Below are 18,244 nucleotides of genomic sequence, written 5' to 3'. Positions count from 1 at the left end.
GCCTGCGTGCACCGCGACGCCGGTCTCAGTCGGCTGTGACCGACCGCATCGCCACCAGCTGCCGGGGCGTGACGCCGAAGGCCGTGCGGAACCTGCTGGAGAAGAAGCTCGGGTTGGAGAAGCCCCAGGCGCGGGCGACCGCGGCGATGGAGCTGTAGCGCTGGCGGGAGGCGGTGAGGTCGGTACGGGCACCCTGGAGGCGCTGCTCGATGATCGACTGTTCCAGACTCTGGCCCATCGCCTCGTACATCTTGTAGAGCGCCCGCACGGAGATGGCGTTCGCCGCGGCGATGCTCGCCGGGGTCAGGCTCGGATCCCGCAGGTTGTTGCGGACGTAGGCCTGGACCCGCGCTTGTAGCGAGGACTCCATGGCCTCGCGCAGCCGGCGGCCGTCGCTCGCCGCTGAGACGACCAGGGCACGCATCAGCTCGGCCGAGGCGGCGCCCAGCTCAGCCGCTCCCGGACTGCCGGCCAGCGTCTCCGCCTGCGCCGTCACTCGCGCGACGTGGTCGCGTACGAGGTCGTAGAGCGGGCTGCCCCGCAGCTCCCGGGCGGCGGCGTGGATCATGTCCCGGGGCAGGCCCAGGTGGTCCACGTCGACGTGGAGGGCGTAGGAGGCGCCGTTGCCCGTCCAGCCGTACACGTACGGCTGCGAGAGGTCGACCAGGATGAGGTCGCGCGGCCCGAACAAGCGCTCTTCGCGCGCCCACGTCATGTGGTTGTCCGTGCGCATCGGAAGGGCCAGCACGATCGACGACTCGGTCACCGCCCTGGCTATGCGGGGCGTACGCCGCAGCGTCGTGCCCGACGCGTCGATGTTGAACACCTTCGCCGGACCGAAGTCGGAGACGGTCATCCGCGCCTGGATCGTGCCGGCGTCCTCGAACGAGGCCATGCTGATGGAACAGTTGGCGCTGACCGTGGCCTGGAATGCCTCGGCCCGCTCGCCCTCGGGCAGTGAATGCGTGTCGAGAACCAGCACGGCGACCCCCTTGAAGGTCCGGTGCCCGGAATCTAATTCCCGCGGGCGCGCTCCCGCGGGTCTGAGCGTGCGGATATGGGTCCCAGTGTGCAGGCTTCCCGCCCTGCCCTAGGCTCAAGGCGGCATGGATGGAGGCGCGACATGGCCGTTCTCCTCGACACCACCGAGCTGCCGTGGGGTGAGCGGGCCGACGCGGTCTGCGCGGCGCTCTCCACCGCCTTGGCGCCCGCCAGCGTGTCGGCGTCGCCCGGCGCCCGGTCGCGCATCAGCCGGTGGGACCTCGGCCCCGGTGCCGACCTTCTCCAGCATGTGTCGGGCGGGCATCGGTTGACAAGGACCGGCAAGCACCTTCGTTCGGACAACCCCGAGCGGATATCGCTGGGACTGCCGCGCGCCGGCTCGGTGCGCCTCAAGCACCGTGACCTGCCGGGCGGGGATCGCATCGGCGACCTCCAGCTCGTCGACCTGACCTCGCCGTACGACTTCCTCGTCGCCGCACCGTCCGTGCTCCAGGCCGTCGTCATCGACTACGCGCAGCTCGGGCTCAGCGTGGATACGGTGCGCTCGGCCATCCCGCGGCTGCCGGCCAGCCCGTTGTACGCGATGACGCGACGCCACCTCCAGGACCTGCCGGCGATCATCGACGCGATGCCGCCCGGCCCCGCGCTTTCCATGCTCGGGTCCGCCACGACGGACCTGGTCCGCGCGTTGATCGCCTCCACCGCCACCCAGCAGGGCCAGTGGACCACCGAAGCCGGCAACGGGACCCTCTTCCTGCGGCTGACCGCCTTCATCCGGCAGCACCAGCGCGACCGCGATCTGAGCGCGGCACGGCTCGCGGCGGCGCACGCGGTCTCGGAACGCACGGTGTACGCGGCATTCGCCCAACACGGCGAGCACCTGGCGGAGTGGGTCATGCGAGGACGCCTCGAGGGCGCGCGCACGGAGCTCGCCCGGATACCCTCCAGCGCCGGATCCGTCGGCAAGGTCGCCCATACCTGGGGCTTCAAGGACGCGAGGCACTTCGCCCGCCGGTTCAGGGCCGCCTACGGCGTGAGCCCCAGAGAGTGGCAGCAGCTGAGCGCCGAGCGCGGCTAGGCCTCGCCCGCGCGGGGTGGGGCGGGGCGAAACGACTTCGGGCGGACTCCTGGATCAGTAGCGTACCGATGTGGTGGTGGATACGGTCCGTAGCCGCGCGGGCCCCCTGGCGGTGCTCGCCCTGGTCTTGGTCGTGACCAGCGGGTGCGTCGGTCCGACCCTGACCGCTCACGGGTACCGCGACAGGGTGGTCTACACGGCCGGGCAGTTGTCCTCCGCCATCGCCACGACCGATCTCGCCGGGCGGCTGCAACTCGACCACAAGGCGATCCTCGCTCTGACGAACGTGGTCGTGAGCCAGGCCGAGTCGGACGCGGACGACGCCACGACCGCCCTCTTCACCCGCCAGCCGCCCACCTCGGACTCGCTCGCGCTGTACGAGCGGGTGCGGCAACCCTTCCAGGACGCCGTCGACGCCCTGCGGGCCGTGCGGATCGCGGTCCGGCGCGAGGATCGCGAGGCCCTACGGGCGGGGCTCGCCGGTCTGGCAGGGCCGGCTCAACAGGTAAGTGAGATCCAGCAGGCCGCCGGATGAGGCGAGTCTTCCTGCTGAGCCTGGGCATCATGACGTCCATCGGTGGCTTCGTCGACATCGGAAACCTGGTCACCAGCGGAATCACCGGGGCGCGGTTCGGCATGTCACTGACCTGGGCGATCATCGTCGGGACGATCGGCATGACGCTGTACGGCGAGATGGCCGGCCGGGTGGCGGCGGTGGCCCGGCGACCTGTCTTCCACGCCATCCGCGAACGCCTCGGGGTGCGTACGGCGTTGCTCAACCTCGTCGCGTTCGTACTGCTGGCCGTTTTGACCCTGGCGGCCGAGATCGGCGGGCTGGCGCTCGTCCTCCAACTTGTGACCGGAGTGAACTACCTGGTGTGGGTGCCGTTCGTCGGCCTGTCGATCTGGCTTGTTGTGTGGCGATGGCGGTTCTCGCTGATCGAGAACGTGTTCGGGCTGCTCGGGCTTACCCTCCTCGTTTTCGTCGTGGCCATCTTCGCCCTGCCCACCGACTGGCGCGCACTCGGAGGTGGCATCACGCATCCCTGGGTACCCCCGAAGGAAGGGCACCCGATGTACTTCTTCTACGCGATATCGCTGGTCGGCGCCTGCATCGTCCCCTACCAGGTGGTGTTCTTCGCCACCGGCGGCCGGGAGGAACACTGGACCGCGAAGAACGTCCGCGAGATGCGGCTGAACGCCCTGATCGGCTTCCCCTCGGCGGCCTGCTGACCCTCGCGATCATGGCGGCCGCGTTCGTGGTGCTGCAACCGGCGCAGATCGACGTCAACCACCTCGGCCAGGTGGCCCTGCCGGTCGCCCAGGCACTCGGGCCGGTCGGCCTGGTGCTCGCCCTGATCGGCTTCGCCGCCGCGGTATTCGCCGCCGGTGTGGAGTGCACGCTCTCCGTCGGCTACAGCGTCGCCCAGTACTTCGGGTGGGGTGGGGCAAGGACCGGCCGCCCCTGTACGCCCCCGGTTTCACCTTGTCTGCCTGTGCGGGGTGGTCGTCGCCACGGCGTTCATCCTGAGCGGCATCGATCCGATCACCGTCACGATCGTCTCCGTCGTGCTCGGCGCCGCCGCCGTCCCGCTGACCTACTTCCCGGTCCTGATCGTGGCGAACGACCGCAACTACATGGGCCGGTGGGTCAACCGACGCTGGATCAACGGCCTCGCGGTGGTGTTCCTCCTCGCCATGACGGTCATCTCGGTCGCCGCGCTACCGCTGATCTTCGTCACGAAGGCCGGCCAGTGACGCGGGCGCCGATCTTCGTCGCGAAGGCCGGCCGGTGATGCGCGCGCTGATCTTCGTCGCGAAGGCTGGCCGGTGATGCGGGCGCCGAGCGAGTTCACCGCCGACGAACTGCTGCTCGACCGGCAGATCTTCGACGTCGACGGCTCGACGGTGGGCCGGGTCGACGATCTGGAGCTGACCGAGCCGGGCGACGGCGGCGAGCCGTACCTTTCCGCGCTCCTGTGCGGGCCGACCGCCCTGGGCCCCCGCATCGGCGGCCGGCTCGGCGAGTGGTGGGCCGCGATCGGGCGGCGGTTGCGGCCGAACAACGACGCCTACCCGAACCGGATTCCCGTCGAGCACGTCGACTTCGTCGACCGCCTACAGTTGCGGCTCAAGGTCTCCCGGGACAAGCTCGACGCCGACCGGCTCCGGGACTGGACGCGGGACCACATCATCCGCCGGATACCGGGAGCGGGCTCGTGAGGGCCACCGACCTGCTCGGCGCGACCGTGTACGCCATCGACGGGCAGCCGGTCGGCACGGTCCGCGATCTGCGATTCGAGGCCCGGCCAGGCGACCGGCCCGGCGCGAAGGTGCGGTATCGCCTCACCGCCCTGGAGTGCGGCCCCATCGGCATCGCCCACCGTCTCGGCTACGCCCGGCGGGAGGACCTGCGCGGCCCGTGGCCGTTGACGCCGCTGCTGCGTCGCCTGACCGGGCGCTCGCTGATCGTCCGCTGGTCCGACATCACCCGGATCAGTGGCGGCCGGATCGAGATCGGCCGGCGGCGCGAGGAACTGTCCCACCCACCGGAGCGGCAGCCATGACCCAGACCGCTGTCGTTTCTGTACAAGACGGCCGCGGTGACCGCTCCCTAACATGGGCAGCGATCTCGTCGCCTGACTAGCAGGAGTACAGCACATGCGTGAACTGGTCTACACCGGGTTCGTCTCGCTCGACGGCGTTCTGGACTCACCCGGCGGTGGGCCCGGTGAGGAGCACCGCGGCGGCGGCTGGGTGGTCAATGACGTCGAGTTCCTGCCGGAGGCCTTCGCGCTCAAGGGCGAGGAGCTCGAGGAGACGACGGCGCTGCTGTTCGGCCGGCGGAGCTACGAGCTGTTCGCGCCGGTCTGGCGCGACTCGGACGACCACGCCGCCTACAAGGAACTGCCCACGCGCGCCTGATCGACCGGTACAACCTGCTCGTCTTCCCCGTGCTGCTCGGCGGCGGGAAGAGCCTGTTCAGCCAGGCGGACAAGGACAAGCAGGTGCTGAGCCTCCGGGAGTCCGCGGCCTACCCGAACGGCATCGTGAAGCTGATCTACGACGTCGTCGGCTGATCCAGGCCCAGGGCGATCGCACCGCGTGCGCGTTCGATCTGCCGTACGGCGGTCCACACCGTGTCGACCCACGGCGAGTCGGACACACGCGTCTCGAACCGCAGCCCCACGCGGGAAGGATACGCACCGCTGGCCGCGATAGTGTCATGGGAGTCGATACCTACGCGGGGTTCTCTCTATGGAGCCAGCTGTCCGGTTGGCCTGGTCCGCAACCATCGCCTGCCGGCTCGTCGAGGCTTTGGCGCGGGGTGCGAAGCCGAACGACGGGACCCCGGATGGCCGCTTGGTCGACGGGGTGCGGGCATACCTGAGCGATGTCGGCGCGGACGAGTTCAACGAGGTACGCGACGTGTTGCGCCGGCTGGCCCGCAACGATCCGAACCTCGCCGCGGCCGCGCTGGACTGGACCGGGCTGATCGAGCGCCGGCTCGCCTCCGGTCGCGAGCTGCCGCCGCCACTGGCGAGTCTTGTGGCCGGCGTCGGACCGGCGACGCTGGACCCGCTGGCGCAGCAGGTGTACACGAGGGCCACCGCCCAGGCGGCCGCGGCCCCGCAGGCGCCGTTCGCCGCGGCGCGGCCGCCGGCAGAGCCCCGGCGCACGACGCAGTGGGTGCTGTTCGTCGGCGCAGGCTTGGTGGTGATCGCGCTGGTGACCTGGCAGGTGGTCCGCTCGCTCGGCCCGCCCAAGAGCGACCTGCCGGTGACCGTGAGTGGACTCTCGGCCGCCTGCGACGGGACGGTGTTTCCGGACGCGCCGTCCTACGGACAGACACCTCCGCGTCCGACATTGGTGTTCGCCAGGGACTACAACCTGCGGCAAGGCGGCAGGTGGGCCCAGCCGCAGGTGATCCACGACGAGAAGAACAAGGCCGTTTTCTCCGGCGCGTGGAGATCCAACGACCCAGCCGAGGTGCAGGCCGTCGCCTGCGTGGAGGCGGACGAGCGGGCGCACAACACAGTGGACACCTGCGAGTACACCGACCCGCGCCAGCCCGGGCTGGTCAAGGTCCCGATTCCGCTGCCGATGTACCGGGGCGAGTTCACCGTGAAGGTGTATGAGACGCGCACCGGCCGGCTCATCCACCAGGCGCAGATCGCCGGCGAGGTCACCGAGTGCCCCGAACGCCTGCCGATCGGAGCCCCCCACGTCTACACCGAGCCCAGCGCCCAGCAGTACGTCGACGCGATCGGCAAGTACGTCACCGGTTAGCCGTGAGCACTTCGAGTGCGCGTGCTGCGAACGCTAGCCGAGCTGGTCGCGGCGGCGTTTCAGGTAGGCGGTCTCGGCGGTGTTGCCCGCCAGCTCGATGGCTTTGTCGTACGCCGCGCGCGCCTGCTGACCGCGGCCCAGCCGGCGCAGCAGGTCGGCGCGGGTCGCGTGGTAGGCGTGATAGCCGGCAAGCGTGCCCTCGAGCCGGTCGACGGCCGACAGTGCCACCTGCGGGCCGTCGAGCTCGGCGACCGCGACGGCCCGGTTGAGGGCGACGATCGGCGAGCGGTCGAGGCGGACGAGCTGGTCGTAGAGGGCGACGACCTGTGACCAGTCGGTGTCGCGCACGTCGCGGGCGGAGGTGTGCACGGCGTTGATCGCCGCGAGGATCTGGTAGCGACCCGGCGCCACCTTCGTGGCCAGGCGCTCGCGCACCAGCCGATGACCCTCGGCGACCAGCGCCGCGTCCCAGGCCCCGCGGTCCTGCTCGGCGAGGGCGACAAGCTCGCCGCTCGCCGAGACCCGGGCGGCGCGGCGGGCCTCCGTGAGGAGCATCAGCGCCAGCAGCCCGGCCACCTCGCCGTCCTGCGGCATGAGGGCACGGATCAGGCGAGTGAGCCGGATCGCCTCGCCGGTCAGGTCGGGACGTACGGGATCGGTGTCCGGGCCGGTCGCCAGGTAGCCCTCGTTGAAGACCAGGAAGAGGACGGAGAGTACGCCGGAGACGCGTCCCGGGAGGTCTTCCGCGGACGGCACCCGGTAAGGGATGCGAGCCGCCTTGATCTTGGCTTTCGCGCGGGTGATCCGCTGCCCCATGGCGGTCTCCTGCACCAGGAAGGCACGGGCGATCTCGGGCACGGTCAGACCGCCGACCATGCGCAGCGTCAGCGCCACGCGGGTCTCCATCGCGAGCGCCGGGTGACAGCAGATGAAGATCAGCCGGAGCCGCTCGTCCTCGATCGCGCCGAGCGGCTCGGGCGGCTCGTCGTCGTACAACATCTGAGCCTCCTTCTGCTTGTCGTCACGCTTGTCCTCGCGCCGGATCCGGTCGATGGCCTTGCGGCTTGCGGTGGTGGTCAGCCAGGCGCCGGGGTTGGGGGGTACCCCGTCGGCCGGCCATCGCTCGACGGCGGTCGCGAACGCCTCGGCCGCTGCCTCCTCGGCGATGTCGAGGTCACCGAAACGCCGGGTCAGGGCGGCGACCACCCGTGCCCACTCCCGCGTGTGTGCCTGGGTGATCGCCTCCCGGACGTCGACCGCGCTCACAGGAACGGCCGCACCTCGACCTTCCGGTTGCAGGCCTTGGAGCCCTCCGCGGCGAGCTTGAGCGCCACGTCGAGGTCAGCGGCCTCGATGATCCAAAAGCCGGCGATGAACTCCTTCGTCTCCACGAAGGGCCCGTCGGTGAACATCGCCTCACCACCCCGGTTGTCGATGACGGTGGCCGTGCTGGGCGACGCGAGGCCGCCGGCGAAGACCCAGTGGCCCTCGGCCACAAGCTGGTCGTTGAACACGTCGATCGCAGCCGCCTCGTCCGGGGTGGCGAGGCCAGGCTGGTCGAAGATCACGGAAACCAGGTACTGCATCTCGGATCATCTCCTGTGGTTTGGGCGCCCCTCGTGGGCGGCCGCTCACTTCTTCTACGAACGCCTCTGCCCCGATCCGACACCACACCCGCACTCTATTCGGGTGTGGTGCCGGTCCCACCGGGTCACGCGCGCTCAGGCCGGGCGCGAGCCCCGGTACACGATCACGGCGAGGACCAGGAAGACGGCCGCACCGACCGCGCCCACCACGTTCAGGCCGGAGGTGAACGCCGCCTGCGCCGCGTGCAGCAGCTCGGCGGCCGGCGCCGGGGGCAGCCCCGCCGCCGCGCCACCCGCCGCCGTGATGCTCTCCCGTGCCGCCTCGGCCGCATCCGCCGGCACGGCCGCCGGGGCCTCGAAGCTGCCGCGGTACATCGCGGTACCGAGCGTGCCCAGCGTCGCCACGCCCATCGCGATGCCGAACTCGGCGCTGGTCTCCATCAGCGAGGCCGCCGATCCGGCCTTCTCCGCCGGCGCCGCGCCGATGATGATGTTGGCGGACAGGGCCATCGGCAGCGAGATGCCGGCGTGCGCGAGCACCAGACCGGTCACCAGCAGCGCGGTGTCGCCCGGCTCGACCAGAAGGAGCAGCGCCAGCCCGGCGGCCGCGAACACCATGCCGGCCGCCATCACGTACGCCTGCCGGAAGCGGGCGGCCAGCCGCGGCGCGAGCAGGAAGCCGGCGACGAGGGCCACGTTGTGCGGCAGCAGCCAGAGCCCGGCGCGCAGGGTGGACAGCTCCAGCACCGACTGGAGGTACACGGTCGACATCAGCGACACGCCGGCCATCACCACACCGGTGAGCAGGTAGACGCTCAGCGCCGAGCGGAACACCCGGTACCCGAAGAGGCGCAGGTCCAGCAGCGGGTCGGCGAGGGTGCCCTGGCGCCGTACGAAGACGACGCCGACGGCGAGGCCGACCACGACGGCGCCGGCGGCGACCGGGTCCCAGCCGCCCCGGGCCAGCTCCTTCAAGCCGTAGATCGCCGGCAGGATCGCGGCCAGCGACAGGCCGACGCTGGCCAGGTCGAGGCGGCCCGCGCCGGACGTGCGGTACTCCGGCAGCAGCACCGGGCCGACGACCAGCAGCAACGCCATGAACGGCACGCCGAGCAGGAACGCCGAGCCCCACCAGAAGTGCTCCAGCATCGCGCCGCCCACCAGCGGGCCGATCGCCATCCCGCCCATGAAGCAGCTGAACCAGACCCCGATCGCGGTGCCCATCTGCTTCGGGTCGGGGAACATGTTGCGGATCAGCGCCATCGTCGAGGGCATCAGCGTCGCGCCGGCCAGGCCGAGCAGCGCGCGGGTGGCGATGAGCATCTCGGCGCTGGTCGAGTACGCGGCGAGGATCGACGCCCCGCCGAACGCGGCCGCCCCGATCAGCAGCAGCCGGCGGCGCCCGATCCGGTCGCCGAGCGTGCCCATGGTGACCAGGAAGCCGGCCAGCACGAACGAGTAGATGTCCAGGATCCACAGCGTCTGGTTGCCGTCCGCGCCGAGATCGGCGCTGACCTGGGGGAGGGCAAGGTAGAGGACGCTCGTGTCGAGCGCGAGCAGTAGCGTGGGGAGGGCCAGCACGGCCAGCCCTATCCACTCGCGGCGGCCGGCACGGGCCGGGGCGGCGGTGGCAGTCGTCGTTTCCATGGGTGGCGCTCCATCCGTCGAAAATCGCTCCTACGCACTCCCCACGAGCGGGTCACCGCGAAATCGACAGCTCCGCGAGACGAATTTCGAAAATTCCCGCGGAGCGACCGTCGCGGCTCGGGTTGCCGCGCTGGCATACGCGAGAGACGGTGATCCGATGGGGAAGCTACCGTCCGGCTTGTGCCGTGGTCCGCTGACGACCTGTCACTACTGCGCCGGATCAACACACCGCGGATGCGTGAGCACGTCGGGGGTCCGGAGACAGACGAGGAGGTTGTGGCGCGGCATCAGCGCTACCTCGCGCTGGAGGACGGCCGGATGTTCCGGATCGAGCTGGCCAGCGGCGAGGCCGCCGGCAGCGTCGCGTTCTGGAGCCGGCTGTGGCACGGAGAGCCGGTGTACGAGTCGGGCTGGAACGTGCTGCCGGAGTTCCAGGGTCGGGGCGTCGCGACCGCCGCCGTGCGAGCGGTCATCGCGGCGGCCCAGGGGATGCCCGCCACCGGTGGCTCCACGCGTTTCCCAGCGTCGCGAACGCGGCGTCCAACGCGGTCTGCCGCAAGGCCGGCTTCGCGCTCATGGGCGAGACAGACTTCGAGTACCCGCCTGGGCAGTTCATGCGCAGCAACGACTGGCGCTACGACCTCGTGCGGTAAAGGCCGATGCGCCCGCACCCGGTCACCTGGACTGGGGCGGGCGCGGCCTGTGCGTGGGGGTGGCTGGCGTCAGGGCTTGCGCGCCACCGCGCCGTACCCGTCTACCGCCTCGACGGCGTCGCCGTTGGCCGGGTCCGGCCGCCACAGCGAGATCGACACGAGTCCCGGATCCACCATCTCCAGGCCCTCGAAGCAGCCGGCCACCTCGTCCGGGCTGCGCAGCACGTAGGGGACGGCCCCCGTATCGTCGTAGCCCTCCTGCGCCTCGTCGAACCCCTCGCTCGTGTTGGTGCTGTCCCACAGCACGAGGTAGCTGCCGGAGGGGACGGCGTCCATCACCCGGGCCACGATGGAGCGCACCTCGTCGTAGTCGGCGACGTGGCCCAGGACCCCCATGAACATGACCGCGATCGGCCTGGTGAAGTTCAGAATGTGATGGGCGTCGGCCACGATCTGGTCCGGGTTGTGGAAGTCGGCGTCGACGTAGCCGGTCACGCCCTCGTCGGTGGTGTTGGCGAGCAGCGCGCGGGCGTGCGCCAGCACCGCCGGGTCGTTGTCGACGTAGACGATCCGGGAGTCCGGGGCCGCGCGCTGGGCGACCTCATGGGTGTTTTCCATGGTGGGCAGGCCGGTGCCGATATCGAGGAACTGGCGGACGCCCGCCTCCGCGGCCAGGTGACGGACGGCGCGGATGAGAAACTGCCGGGACTGCTTCGCCAAAGGAACGATGCCAGGAAACTGCGCCTTGTAGGCGTCTCCGGCAGCGCGGTCCGCGGCATAGTTGTCCTTGCCGCCCATCCAGTAATTCCAGATCCGGGCCGAGTGCGGCACGGAAACGTCAATCTTGGGATAGGCCCCACTGTCGGTCGACGATCTGTCGGTCATGGGTGACATCCTTCTTGAGGGGTTGGCGCGGACCGCCACGCGCAGCCTACCGTCCACTTCGTACACCCGACCGCCCGCCCGCGACCGCCCCTTCGTCGACCGGTGTGTCAGTGCTGCTGCTCGCGGTAGTCGCGGGCGGGATGCCGTAGGCGGTGCGAAATGCGCGGGCGAAATCAGCTGGGCGGGGAAAGCCCCAGCGGGCGCCGATGGCGTGCACGGGCAGGGCGCCCAGGGCGGGGTCGGTGAGATCGCGGCGGGCGGCCTCCAGGCGCTGGCGGCGGATGTGCGCGGCCACTGTGGTGCCGCGCTGCCGAAAGAGGCGGTGGAGGGTGCGGACGGAGATGTGGTGCGCCGCGGCCACCTGCGCGGGCGTCAGGTGGGGATCGCCCAGGTGGCGACGGATGAAGGCATCGATGCCCACCGCCAAGGCACGCCAGCGGGTCTCCGCGCCGACGTACTCGGCGCGGCCCGCGCGTTGGGCCGCGGTGGCGGCGACCAGGTCCAGCAGCAGGGCGGAGAGCCGGACGGCATCTGCTGCCTGGTACTGGCCCGGGTCAGTCGTGACTTGCATGAGCAGGTGGGCGAGGAGGCCACCGAAGCCGGTGTCGCCAGGAATGCGCGTGGCGGTCAGGCCCTCCAGCAGATCCCGCCGCGCGGGCACGGCACTTCTGGGGAAATGGGCAACGGTGTGGACCACCTTGCCGTCCTCGGCGGCTGTCCACCCGTGAAAAGGCCGGGAGGAGTCGTAGAAGGCCAGGTCGCCGGCCGCCAGAGTGGTGTCGCGGCGGGACTGGGACAGGCCCATTCGCCCGCACACGGTGAGCGACAGCTGGTAGTACTCCGGGTCGCTGCACTGGATCAGTCTGGGCGTACGCCGGCTGGTGACGGGCCGGTACGTCATGCGGGTTATTTGTTGACCCGCGCCCAGGTCCAAGACATCGGCGTCGGCGTCGAAGCTTGTCGCGTCCGCGGTAGCCAGAATCGTGGGGATCAGGGTGGTGGTGGTCATCTGGTGCCACCAGCCGAACCGGTCGGTCTTCGGCACGCTGTCAGTGCTGAGCCGAACCCACATTCCGCATCCTCACGCGCCTGAGACGCGAAAGGCGGGAACGCACTCCCCGCCACTTCTAACGTATACCGCACCCCGGGTCTTGCGGCAAGACCCGGGTCGTGGCGCAGAATCGTCGGCCGGAGCCGGAGCCTGCGGAAATACCGCCGGATCGCGCGGCGCAGGCGGCCGAACAATGGGGTTTCATGTTTGACGTGATCATCGCTGGCGGGGGACCGACCGGACTGATGTTGGCCAGCGAGTTGCGGCTGCACGGCGTGGGGGTGCTCGTGCTGGAGAAGGAGGCGGAGCCGGCCGCGTTCGTCCGCTCGCTCGGCCTGCACGTGCGCAGCATCGAGGTGATGGACCAGCGCGGTCTGCTGGAGCGGTTCCTCGCGAACGGCAAGCGGCACCCGCTCCACGGTTTCTTCGCCGGGATCCAGAAGCCCGCGCCCGAGCGGCTGGACACCGCGCACGGCTACGTCCTCGGCATGCCGCAGCCCACCAGCGACCGACTGCTGGCCGAGCATGCCGCCGAGCTCGGTACCGAGATCCGGCGCGGCTGCGAGCTGGTGGGGCTGAGCCAGGACGGCGACGGGGTGACCGCCGAGCTGGCCGACGGTACGCGGCTGCGCTCGCGCTACCTCGTCGGGTGCGACGGCGGCCGCAGCACGGTACGCAAGCTGCTCGGCGTCGCCTTCCCCGGCGAGCCCAGCACGGCCGACACGCTCCTGGGCGAGATGGAGGTGACCGCGCCACAGGAGACGGTGGCCGCGGTGGTGGCCGAGGTCCGCAAAACCCAGAAGCGGTTCGGCCTCGGGCCGTTCGGGGAGGGGAGGGGTGTACCGGGTCCTCGTTCCCGCCGAGGGGGTGGCCGAGGATCGCACGGCGCCGCCGACCATCGAGGAGTTCAAGCAACAGCTACGGGTGTACGCCGGCACCGACTTCGGCGTGCACTCGCCTCGCCATCTGTCCCGCTTCGGCGACGCCACCCGGCAGGCCGAGCGCTACCGGGTCGGCCGGGTGCTGCTGGCGGGCGACGCGGCGCACATCCACCCGCCGATGGGCGGGCAGGGGATGAACCTCGGCATCCAGGACGCGTTCAACCTCGGCTGGAAGCTCGCCGCCGAGATCGCCGGCTGGGCGCCGGAGGGCTGCTGGACAGCTACCACACCGAGCGGCACCCGGTCGCCGCCGATGTGCTGGACAACACTCGCGCGCAGGCGGAGCTGATATCCACCGAGCCGGGGGCGCAGGCGGTGCGCCGGCTGTTGTCGGAGCTGATGGACTTCGAGGACGTGAACCGGCACCTGATCGAGAAGATCACCGCGCTCGCGGTCCGTTACGACTTCGGCGAGGGCCACGAGCTGCTCGGCCGGCGGATGCGGGACGTGCGGCTCAAGCGGGGACGCCTGTACGAGCTGACGCACGCCGGCCGGGGCCTGCTGCTCGACCAGACCGGCCAGCTTTCGGTGGCGGGCTGGGCGGACCGCGTCGACCACGTCGTCGACGTCAGCGAGGAGCTGGACGTACCCGCCGTGCTGCTGCGGCCCGACGGCCACGTGGCGTGGGCCGGTGACGATCAGCAGGACCTGCTCGACCACCTGCCCCGGTGGTTCGGCGCCCCCGCGAGCTGAGCTGGTCAGATGTGGGGAACGAGTGGTGTTCGTGGGTGACGACCCACTGGCCGCCGAGCTTGCGTAGCCCGAGGGTCAGCCGCAGGCGGTTGCCGGGGTTGGCCGCGAGGTCGGCAGGGGTGCCGCAGCGCAGCAGGGCGTACGCGAAGGCGACGTCCTGCCCGGCGGTGACGTGCAGCGACTCGATCTCGAACGACGCGCCCCCGGCCTGCCAGCCGAAGAACGGCGGCCACACCTTCCGGTAGGCGTCCAGGCCACGCAGACCCTCGTACGGCGGTGGCACGTCGTACATGACGATGTCCTCGGCGTGGTGGGCGGTCACCGCGTCGAGGTCGCCGTCGTGTACGGCGGCCGCCCAGCGCTCGATCAGCTCGCGGATCAGGTCTTCGTCGGTCGGCATGGTGGTCCGGTCCTCCTGGGGTTGATGGTTCGTCACACCTACAACCCCGGCGAGGGCCGAAAGTCATCGCACCGCGGCACCCGTCCCTGGGCGCCGGGCGTTCACAGCGGCTGGTCGTAAGATCCGCTCATGGCGCAAGTTGATCTGTCCGGGCGGACCGCGCTGGTGACCGGCGCCGCCTCCGGCATCGGTGCCGCGTGTGCCCGGGCGTTCGCCGCGGCGGGTGCGCGGGTCGTGCTGGTGGATCGCGACGAGCGGGTGCACGACGTCGCGGCCGACCTGGGCGGGTCGGGCGAGGGCCTGGTGGTGGACCTGACGGACCTGGCGCGGCTCGCCGAGCTGGACGTGTCCGCGGACATCCTGGTGAACAACGCGGGCATCCAGCACGTGGCGCCGGTCGAGCAGTTCCCACCGGAGACGTTCCACCGCATGCTCACCCTGATGGTGGAGGCGCCGTTCCTGCTCATCCAGCGGCTGCTGCCGGGCATGTACGAGAAGGGCTGGGGACGCATCGTCCACATCTCGTCCGTGCACGGGCTGCGTGCCTCCGCGTTCAAAAGCGCGTACGTGACCGCCAAGCACGGCATCGAAGGGCTGTCCAAGGTGCTCGCGCTGGAGGGCGGCCCGCGCGGGGTCACGTCCAACACCGTCTGCCCCGCGTACGTGCGCACGCCGCTCGTGGAGAACCAGATCGCGGCCCAGGCGGCGACGCACGGCATCCCGCCGTCCGAGGTCGTGGAGAAGATCATGCTGACCGAGCCGGCCATCAAGCGGCTGATCGAGCCGGCCGAGGTCGCCGAGGCGGTCCTGTACCTGTGCTCCGACGCCGCCTCGTTCGTCAACGGCAGCTCGCTGGTGCTCGACGGCGGCTGGACCGCCCGATGAGCGGGTACCGCCGCATCTCGGTACCTGTCGACGGCGGTGACCTGACGGTCGGCCTGTGGGGCGACGGCGCTCCCGTCGTCCTGGCCGTGCACGGCATCACCGCCTCCCACCTGTCGTGGGCCGTGGTGGCCGAGCGGCTCGGCGGCGCCGGGACGCTGGCCGCGGTGGACCTGCGCGGCCGGGGTGGTAGTGCCGAGCTGCCCGGGCCGTACGGCATGGAGCGGCACGCGGCCGACTGCCTCGCGGTGCTGGACACGCTCGGCCTGTCGAGCACCGTCGTCACTGGACACTCGATGGGCGGCTTCGTGGCACTCGTGCTCGCGGACCTCTACCCCGACCGGGTCAGCCGACTGGTGCTTGTGGACGGTGGCCCGCCGCTGCCCGCACCGGGGGAAGGTACACCGGAGGAGCAGCTGGACGCCGCGCTCGGTGCGGCCGCTCGGCGGCTCACCATGCGGTTCGCCGACCGTGCCGCGTACCACGACTTCTGGCGGGCGCATCCCGCCTTCCACACCTGGTCCGCCACCATCGAGTCCTATGTGGACTACGATCTGACCGGCATGGAGCCCGAGCTGCGCAGCCGCGTGTCGCCGGACGCGATGCGGCAGGACTACATCGACCTGAACTTCGGCGACGCGCCCGCCAAGGCGTGGCAGCGGTTACGCCGTCCCGCCGTCTTCCTCCGGGCCGAACGTGGCATGTTCGACGAGCCGACGGCCCTCTACCGCGACCCGGAACCGATCGCGGACCGGATCCCGCTCCGCACGATCCCCGGCGCCAACCACTACACCATCGTCCTCGACGACCCGGGCGCCACCGAGGTCGCCGCCGCCATCATAAAACCTGGGGTGATCTGAAGTGTCCACATTGCTACCTGGCCTGTCCGCCCGGCGGGTGCGGACTGAGCGCCTGACCGTCAACGTCCTCGAGGTCGACGGCCGCAGCGGCCCGCCCGTGCTGTTCGTACACGGCAACGTCTCGTCCAGCCTGTTCTGGCAGCAGACGATGCTCGCGCTGCCGGACCGGTACCGGCCGCTCGCGCTGGACCTGCGCGGCTTCGGCGACACGGACCAGGCGCCGGTGGACGCCACCCGCGGGCTGCGTGACTTCGCGGACGACGTGGCCGCGCTGGTCCAGGCCCTCGACCTGGCGCCGGTACACCTCGTGGGCTGGAGCATGGGCGGTGGCGTGGTCGAGCAGTACCTGCTGGACCGGCCGGAGCAGGTGGCCTCGCTCATCCTGGTCAACCCGGTGTCGCCGTACGGCTTCGGCGGTACGCGCGGCCTCGACGGCGAGCTGATCTCGCCGGACGGTGCGGGCTCCGGTGGCGGTGCGGCAAACCCGGACTTTGTCAGCCGGCTGGCCGACGGCGACCGCGGCGAGGACTCGCCGCTCTCGCCCCGCCAGGTGCTGCTCGCGCACTACGTCAAGCCACCGCTGGTACCCGACCTCATCGACGTCTACGTCGAGTCGATGCTGTCCACTGTGGTGGGTGACGACAACTATCCCGGTACCGGTAAGACGAGCGACATCTGGCCGGGCTTCGCGCCGGGCGACCGCGGCGTGCTCAACACCATGGCCCCGACCCACCTGCGGCTGGACGGACTGTCCGAAGTGGACCCCAAGCCGCCCGTGCTGTGGATCCGCGGCGCGGAGGACGTCATCGTCTCCGACACCTCCCTGTACGACCTGGCGTACCTGGGCTCGATCGGCGCGATCCCGGGTTGGCCCGGTATCGAGTCCTGCCCGCCGCAGCCGATGGTCGGGCAGACCCGGGCCGTGCTCGACCGGTACGCGGCGGCCGGCGGCCGGTACCAGGAGATGGTGCTGACGGAGGCGGCCCACTCGCCGCACCTGGACCAGCCGGAGGAGTTCCTGGCCGCCCTGGTCAGCCACCTGGACGGCTGAAATCTGTTGGGTGGTCGTCGCCGGGCTGCGTATGCTGCCAAAGTGCCACAACGGGAGCGAGTGACCCTGGCCGAGATCGCTCGTACGGCCGGGGTCTCCATCGCGACCGTGTCGAGGGTGCTGAACGGCCACACCGAGGTGTCGGAGAGCACCCGCGTCGTCGTCCAGCGCCTGCTGGAGGAGCAAGGCTACCGGCGGCGTACCACCCATCGCCGCGACCAGCGCGGGCTCATCGAGCTGGTGATCAGCGAGGTGGACTGCGGCTGGTGCCTGGGCGTCATGGCCGGCGTGGAGGAGATAGCCGCGACCGCTGGCTACGGCGTGGTCCTGTCCACGGTCCAGCAGCGCAGCGACTCGCTCCCGGTCAGCGGCTCGCAGGGCGTGATCCTCGTGGTCTGCGGGCTGACCGGAGAGCAACGCGCCGAGCTGGATCGCCGCAAGGTGCCGTACGTCGTGGTCGACGGGGTCAGCCATCCACCGGTCGACGTCCCGTCGGTCGGCGTCACCGACTGGGCCGGCGGGTACAGCGCCACCCAGCACCTGATCGAGCTGGGCCACCGCCGGATCGCCGCGATCGGCGGGCCCGAGCAGCTGCTGTGCACCCGCGCCCGCGTCGCCGGCTACCGCGCGGCCCTCCGGGCAGCCGGCCTTCCGCTCGACGGCGAGCTGGTGCGGTACGCGGAGTTCCGGCACGACGGCGGCCTGGAGGCGGCGCGGTCCCTGCTAGAGCTGGCCGACCCGCCGACGGCCGTATTCGCCGGCAATGACGAGCAGGCCACCGGCGTCCTGGAGGCGGTGCGGCAGCGCGAGCTGCGGGTGCCCGGCGACATCAGCGTCGTCGGCTTCGACGACCGGAGCTTCGCCCAGTGGACCGCGCCGCCACTGACAACGGTCCGCCAACCACTGCACGAGATGGGCGCCGCCGCGGTCCGCACCCTACTGCGCCTCGTCGAAGGGCAACGACCGGACGTCCCCGGATCGAGCTCGCCACGCAGCTAGTCGTCCGCCAGAGCACCAGCGCCGCCGCCGCCTAGTCCGGGCCGGTCTCTCCGTCCATGATGGAGACTTGAGCTACCGCGACGTCCGCGGTGGTCCAGACCGCTGCTCCCGCGGCCTCACCCTCCGCGCTTCACAACCAAACTCGGCCGGCAAGGCCGGCGGCGAGCCCGCGACCCACCCATCCGCGCACCGACCAGAGCCGGTCGAATCGTGAACGCTCGACCGG

Annotated in this window: 18 protein-coding genes and 4 pseudogenes; 14 read left to right on the top strand and 8 right to left on the bottom strand. The window is 70.9% G+C overall.

Annotation, left to right across the window (positions count from 1 at the left end):
* Window positions 1–25 precede the first annotated feature (25 nt).
* The gene (locus tag Pflav_RS13605) at window positions 26–982 is read right to left on the bottom strand and encodes an AraC-like ligand-binding domain-containing protein (RefSeq protein ID WP_173036498.1); all 957 of its coding nucleotides are present in this window, start codon (window positions 980–982) and stop codon (window positions 26–28) included.
* Window positions 983–1,123: 141 nt separating this feature from the next.
* Between Pflav_RS13605 and Pflav_RS13600 the strand changes: the two genes are divergently transcribed.
* The 7 genes and pseudogenes from Pflav_RS13600 (at window position 1,124) to Pflav_RS13575 (ending at window position 5,160) form a co-directional block, all read left to right on the top strand.
* Window positions 1,124–2,080, top strand: coding sequence for an AraC family transcriptional regulator (locus Pflav_RS13600; protein WP_173036497.1), 957 nt, complete (start codon window positions 1,124–1,126; stop codon window positions 2,078–2,080).
* A 76-nt stretch (window positions 2,081–2,156) separates the two neighbouring features.
* A complete protein-coding gene (locus tag Pflav_RS13595; RefSeq protein ID WP_173036496.1) occupies window positions 2,157–2,615 on the top strand; it encodes a hypothetical protein in 459 nt (152 codons plus the stop codon).
* Window positions 2,612–3,313 (top strand): NRAMP family divalent metal transporter, encoded by a 702-nt coding sequence (locus tag Pflav_RS45420; RefSeq protein WP_232071356.1) that lies wholly within the window; start codon window positions 2,612–2,614, stop codon window positions 3,311–3,313. The genes Pflav_RS13595 and Pflav_RS45420 overlap by 4 nt, the downstream gene beginning before the upstream one ends.
* 270 nt (window positions 3,314–3,583) lie before the next feature.
* Complete coding sequence (locus tag Pflav_RS45415; RefSeq protein ID WP_232071353.1) at window positions 3,584–3,838, top strand: hypothetical protein; 255 nt, start codon at window positions 3,584–3,586, stop codon at window positions 3,836–3,838.
* 75 nt (window positions 3,839–3,913) lie between these two features.
* On the top strand, window positions 3,914–4,303 hold the full coding sequence (locus Pflav_RS13585) for a hypothetical protein (RefSeq protein WP_173036495.1): 390 nt from the start codon (window positions 3,914–3,916) through the stop codon (window positions 4,301–4,303).
* Window positions 4,300–4,647, top strand: coding sequence for a PRC-barrel domain-containing protein (locus tag Pflav_RS13580; RefSeq protein WP_173036494.1), 348 nt, complete (start codon window positions 4,300–4,302; stop codon window positions 4,645–4,647). Before Pflav_RS13585 ends, Pflav_RS13580 begins: the two co-directional genes overlap by 4 nt.
* Before the next feature lie 94 nt (window positions 4,648–4,741).
* Window positions 4,742–5,160: pseudogene (locus Pflav_RS13575) on the top strand (dihydrofolate reductase family protein).
* Here the strand turns inward: Pflav_RS13575 and Pflav_RS47375 are convergent.
* Window positions 5,142–5,270, bottom strand: a complete 129-nt coding sequence (locus tag Pflav_RS47375; RefSeq protein WP_269474498.1) for a hypothetical protein — start codon at window positions 5,268–5,270, stop codon at window positions 5,142–5,144. The pseudogene Pflav_RS13575 and the gene Pflav_RS47375 sit on opposite strands and share 19 nt — an antisense overlap.
* Window positions 5,271–5,338: 68 nt before the next feature.
* Between Pflav_RS47375 and Pflav_RS13570 the strand changes: the two genes are divergently transcribed.
* Window positions 5,339–6,370, top strand: coding sequence for a hypothetical protein (locus Pflav_RS13570; RefSeq protein WP_173036493.1), 1,032 nt, complete (start codon window positions 5,339–5,341; stop codon window positions 6,368–6,370).
* Window positions 6,371–6,403: 33 nt separating this feature from the next.
* On the opposite strand, the gene Pflav_RS13565 is transcribed toward Pflav_RS13570, so the two are convergent.
* The 3 genes from Pflav_RS13565 to Pflav_RS13555 all read right to left on the bottom strand — a co-directional run bounded on the left by Pflav_RS13565 (window position 6,404) and on the right by Pflav_RS13555 (window position 9,603).
* Window positions 6,404–7,636 carry an RNA polymerase sigma factor gene (locus Pflav_RS13565; protein WP_173036492.1) on the bottom strand — a complete coding sequence of 411 codons (1,233 nt, stop codon included), beginning with the start codon at window positions 7,634–7,636 and terminating at the stop codon, window positions 6,404–6,406.
* Window positions 7,633–7,956 carry a YciI family protein gene (locus Pflav_RS13560; protein WP_173036491.1) on the bottom strand — a complete coding sequence of 108 codons (324 nt, stop codon included), beginning with the start codon at window positions 7,954–7,956 and terminating at the stop codon, window positions 7,633–7,635. Before Pflav_RS13560 ends, Pflav_RS13565 begins: the two co-directional genes overlap by 4 nt.
* 135 nt (window positions 7,957–8,091) lie before the next feature.
* A complete protein-coding gene (locus tag Pflav_RS13555) occupies window positions 8,092–9,603 on the bottom strand; it encodes an MFS transporter (RefSeq protein WP_173036490.1) in 1,512 nt (503 codons plus the stop codon).
* A 180-nt stretch (window positions 9,604–9,783) separates the two neighbouring features.
* On the opposite strand from Pflav_RS13555, the pseudogene Pflav_RS45410 reads away from it, so the two are divergent.
* Window positions 9,784–10,035: pseudogene (locus Pflav_RS45410) on the top strand (GNAT family N-acetyltransferase); the annotation flags it as partial.
* 290 nt (window positions 10,036–10,325) lie between these two features.
* Here the strand turns inward: Pflav_RS45410 and Pflav_RS13545 are convergent.
* Both Pflav_RS13545 and Pflav_RS13540 read right to left on the bottom strand, forming a co-directional pair.
* Window positions 10,326–11,141 carry an SAM-dependent methyltransferase gene (locus tag Pflav_RS13545; protein WP_173036489.1) on the bottom strand — a complete coding sequence of 272 codons (816 nt, stop codon included), beginning with the start codon at window positions 11,139–11,141 and terminating at the stop codon, window positions 10,326–10,328.
* Between the two features lie 46 nt (window positions 11,142–11,187).
* Window positions 11,188–12,213 carry a helix-turn-helix domain-containing protein gene (locus Pflav_RS13540; protein WP_173036488.1) on the bottom strand — a complete coding sequence of 342 codons (1,026 nt, stop codon included), beginning with the start codon at window positions 12,211–12,213 and terminating at the stop codon, window positions 11,188–11,190.
* 182 nt (window positions 12,214–12,395) lie between these two features.
* Between Pflav_RS13540 and rox the strand changes: the two are divergent.
* Window positions 12,396–13,826: pseudogene (gene rox / locus Pflav_RS13535) on the top strand (rifampin monooxygenase).
* A 4-nt stretch (window positions 13,827–13,830) separates the two neighbouring features.
* Here rox and Pflav_RS13530 read toward each other — a convergent pair.
* Window positions 13,831–14,226: pseudogene (locus Pflav_RS13530) on the bottom strand (nuclear transport factor 2 family protein); the annotation flags it as partial.
* Window positions 14,227–14,355: 129 nt separating this feature from the next.
* On the opposite strand from Pflav_RS13530, the gene Pflav_RS13525 reads away from it, so the two are divergent.
* From Pflav_RS13525 to Pflav_RS13510, 4 genes are read left to right on the top strand one after another with little or no spacing between them, the layout of a single operon-like run.
* Window positions 14,356–15,111, top strand: a complete 756-nt coding sequence (locus Pflav_RS13525) for a 3-hydroxybutyrate dehydrogenase (protein WP_173036487.1) — start codon at window positions 14,356–14,358, stop codon at window positions 15,109–15,111.
* Window positions 15,108–15,968, top strand: a complete 861-nt coding sequence (locus Pflav_RS13520) for an alpha/beta hydrolase (protein ID WP_173036486.1) — start codon at window positions 15,108–15,110, stop codon at window positions 15,966–15,968. The genes Pflav_RS13525 and Pflav_RS13520 overlap by 4 nt, the downstream gene beginning before the upstream one ends.
* A gap of 1 nt (window position 15,969) precedes the next feature.
* Window positions 15,970–17,019: an alpha/beta hydrolase gene (locus Pflav_RS13515; RefSeq protein WP_173036485.1), complete on the top strand. Its 1,050-nt coding sequence runs from the start codon at window positions 15,970–15,972 to the stop codon at window positions 17,017–17,019.
* Between the two features lie 42 nt (window positions 17,020–17,061).
* Window positions 17,062–18,018 carry a LacI family DNA-binding transcriptional regulator gene (locus Pflav_RS13510; protein ID WP_332107757.1) on the top strand — a complete coding sequence of 319 codons (957 nt, stop codon included), beginning with the start codon at window positions 17,062–17,064 and terminating at the stop codon, window positions 18,016–18,018.
* Window positions 18,019–18,244 lie beyond the last annotated feature (226 nt).

This window comes from Phytohabitans flavus (assembly GCF_011764545.1).
GTDB lineage: Bacteria > Actinomycetota > Actinomycetes > Mycobacteriales > Micromonosporaceae > Phytohabitans > Phytohabitans flavus.
This window is presented reverse-complemented; position numbering and strand designations above follow the sequence as displayed.

What these genes read in the sequence shown, in the direction of transcription:
- Pflav_RS13600 (WP_173036497.1), top strand. Translation starts at nt 1,124, where the DNA reads ATGGCCGTTCTCCTCGACACCACCGAGCTGCCGTGGGGTGAGCGGGCC.
- Pflav_RS45420 (WP_232071356.1), top strand. Translation starts at nt 2,612, where the DNA reads ATGAGGCGAGTCTTCCTGCTGAGCCTGGGCATCATGACGTCCATCGGT.
- Pflav_RS13585 (WP_173036495.1), top strand. Translation starts at nt 3,914, where the DNA reads ATGCGGGCGCCGAGCGAGTTCACCGCCGACGAACTGCTGCTCGACCGG.
- Pflav_RS13570 (WP_173036493.1), top strand. Translation starts at nt 5,339, where the DNA reads ATGGAGCCAGCTGTCCGGTTGGCCTGGTCCGCAACCATCGCCTGCCGG.
- Pflav_RS13560 (WP_173036491.1), bottom strand. Translation starts at nt 7,956, where the DNA reads ATGCAGTACCTGGTTTCCGTGATCTTCGACCAGCCTGGCCTCGCCACC.
- Pflav_RS13555 (WP_173036490.1), bottom strand. Translation starts at nt 9,603, where the DNA reads ATGGAAACGACGACTGCCACCGCCGCCCCGGCCCGTGCCGGCCGCCGC.
- Pflav_RS13545 (WP_173036489.1), bottom strand. Translation starts at nt 11,141, where the DNA reads ATGACCGACAGATCGTCGACCGACAGTGGGGCCTATCCCAAGATTGAC.
- Pflav_RS13540 (WP_173036488.1), bottom strand. Translation starts at nt 12,213, where the DNA reads ATGTGGGTTCGGCTCAGCACTGACAGCGTGCCGAAGACCGACCGGTTC.
- Pflav_RS13525 (WP_173036487.1), top strand. Translation starts at nt 14,356, where the DNA reads ATGGCGCAAGTTGATCTGTCCGGGCGGACCGCGCTGGTGACCGGCGCC.
- Pflav_RS13520 (WP_173036486.1), top strand. Translation starts at nt 15,108, where the DNA reads ATGAGCGGGTACCGCCGCATCTCGGTACCTGTCGACGGCGGTGACCTG.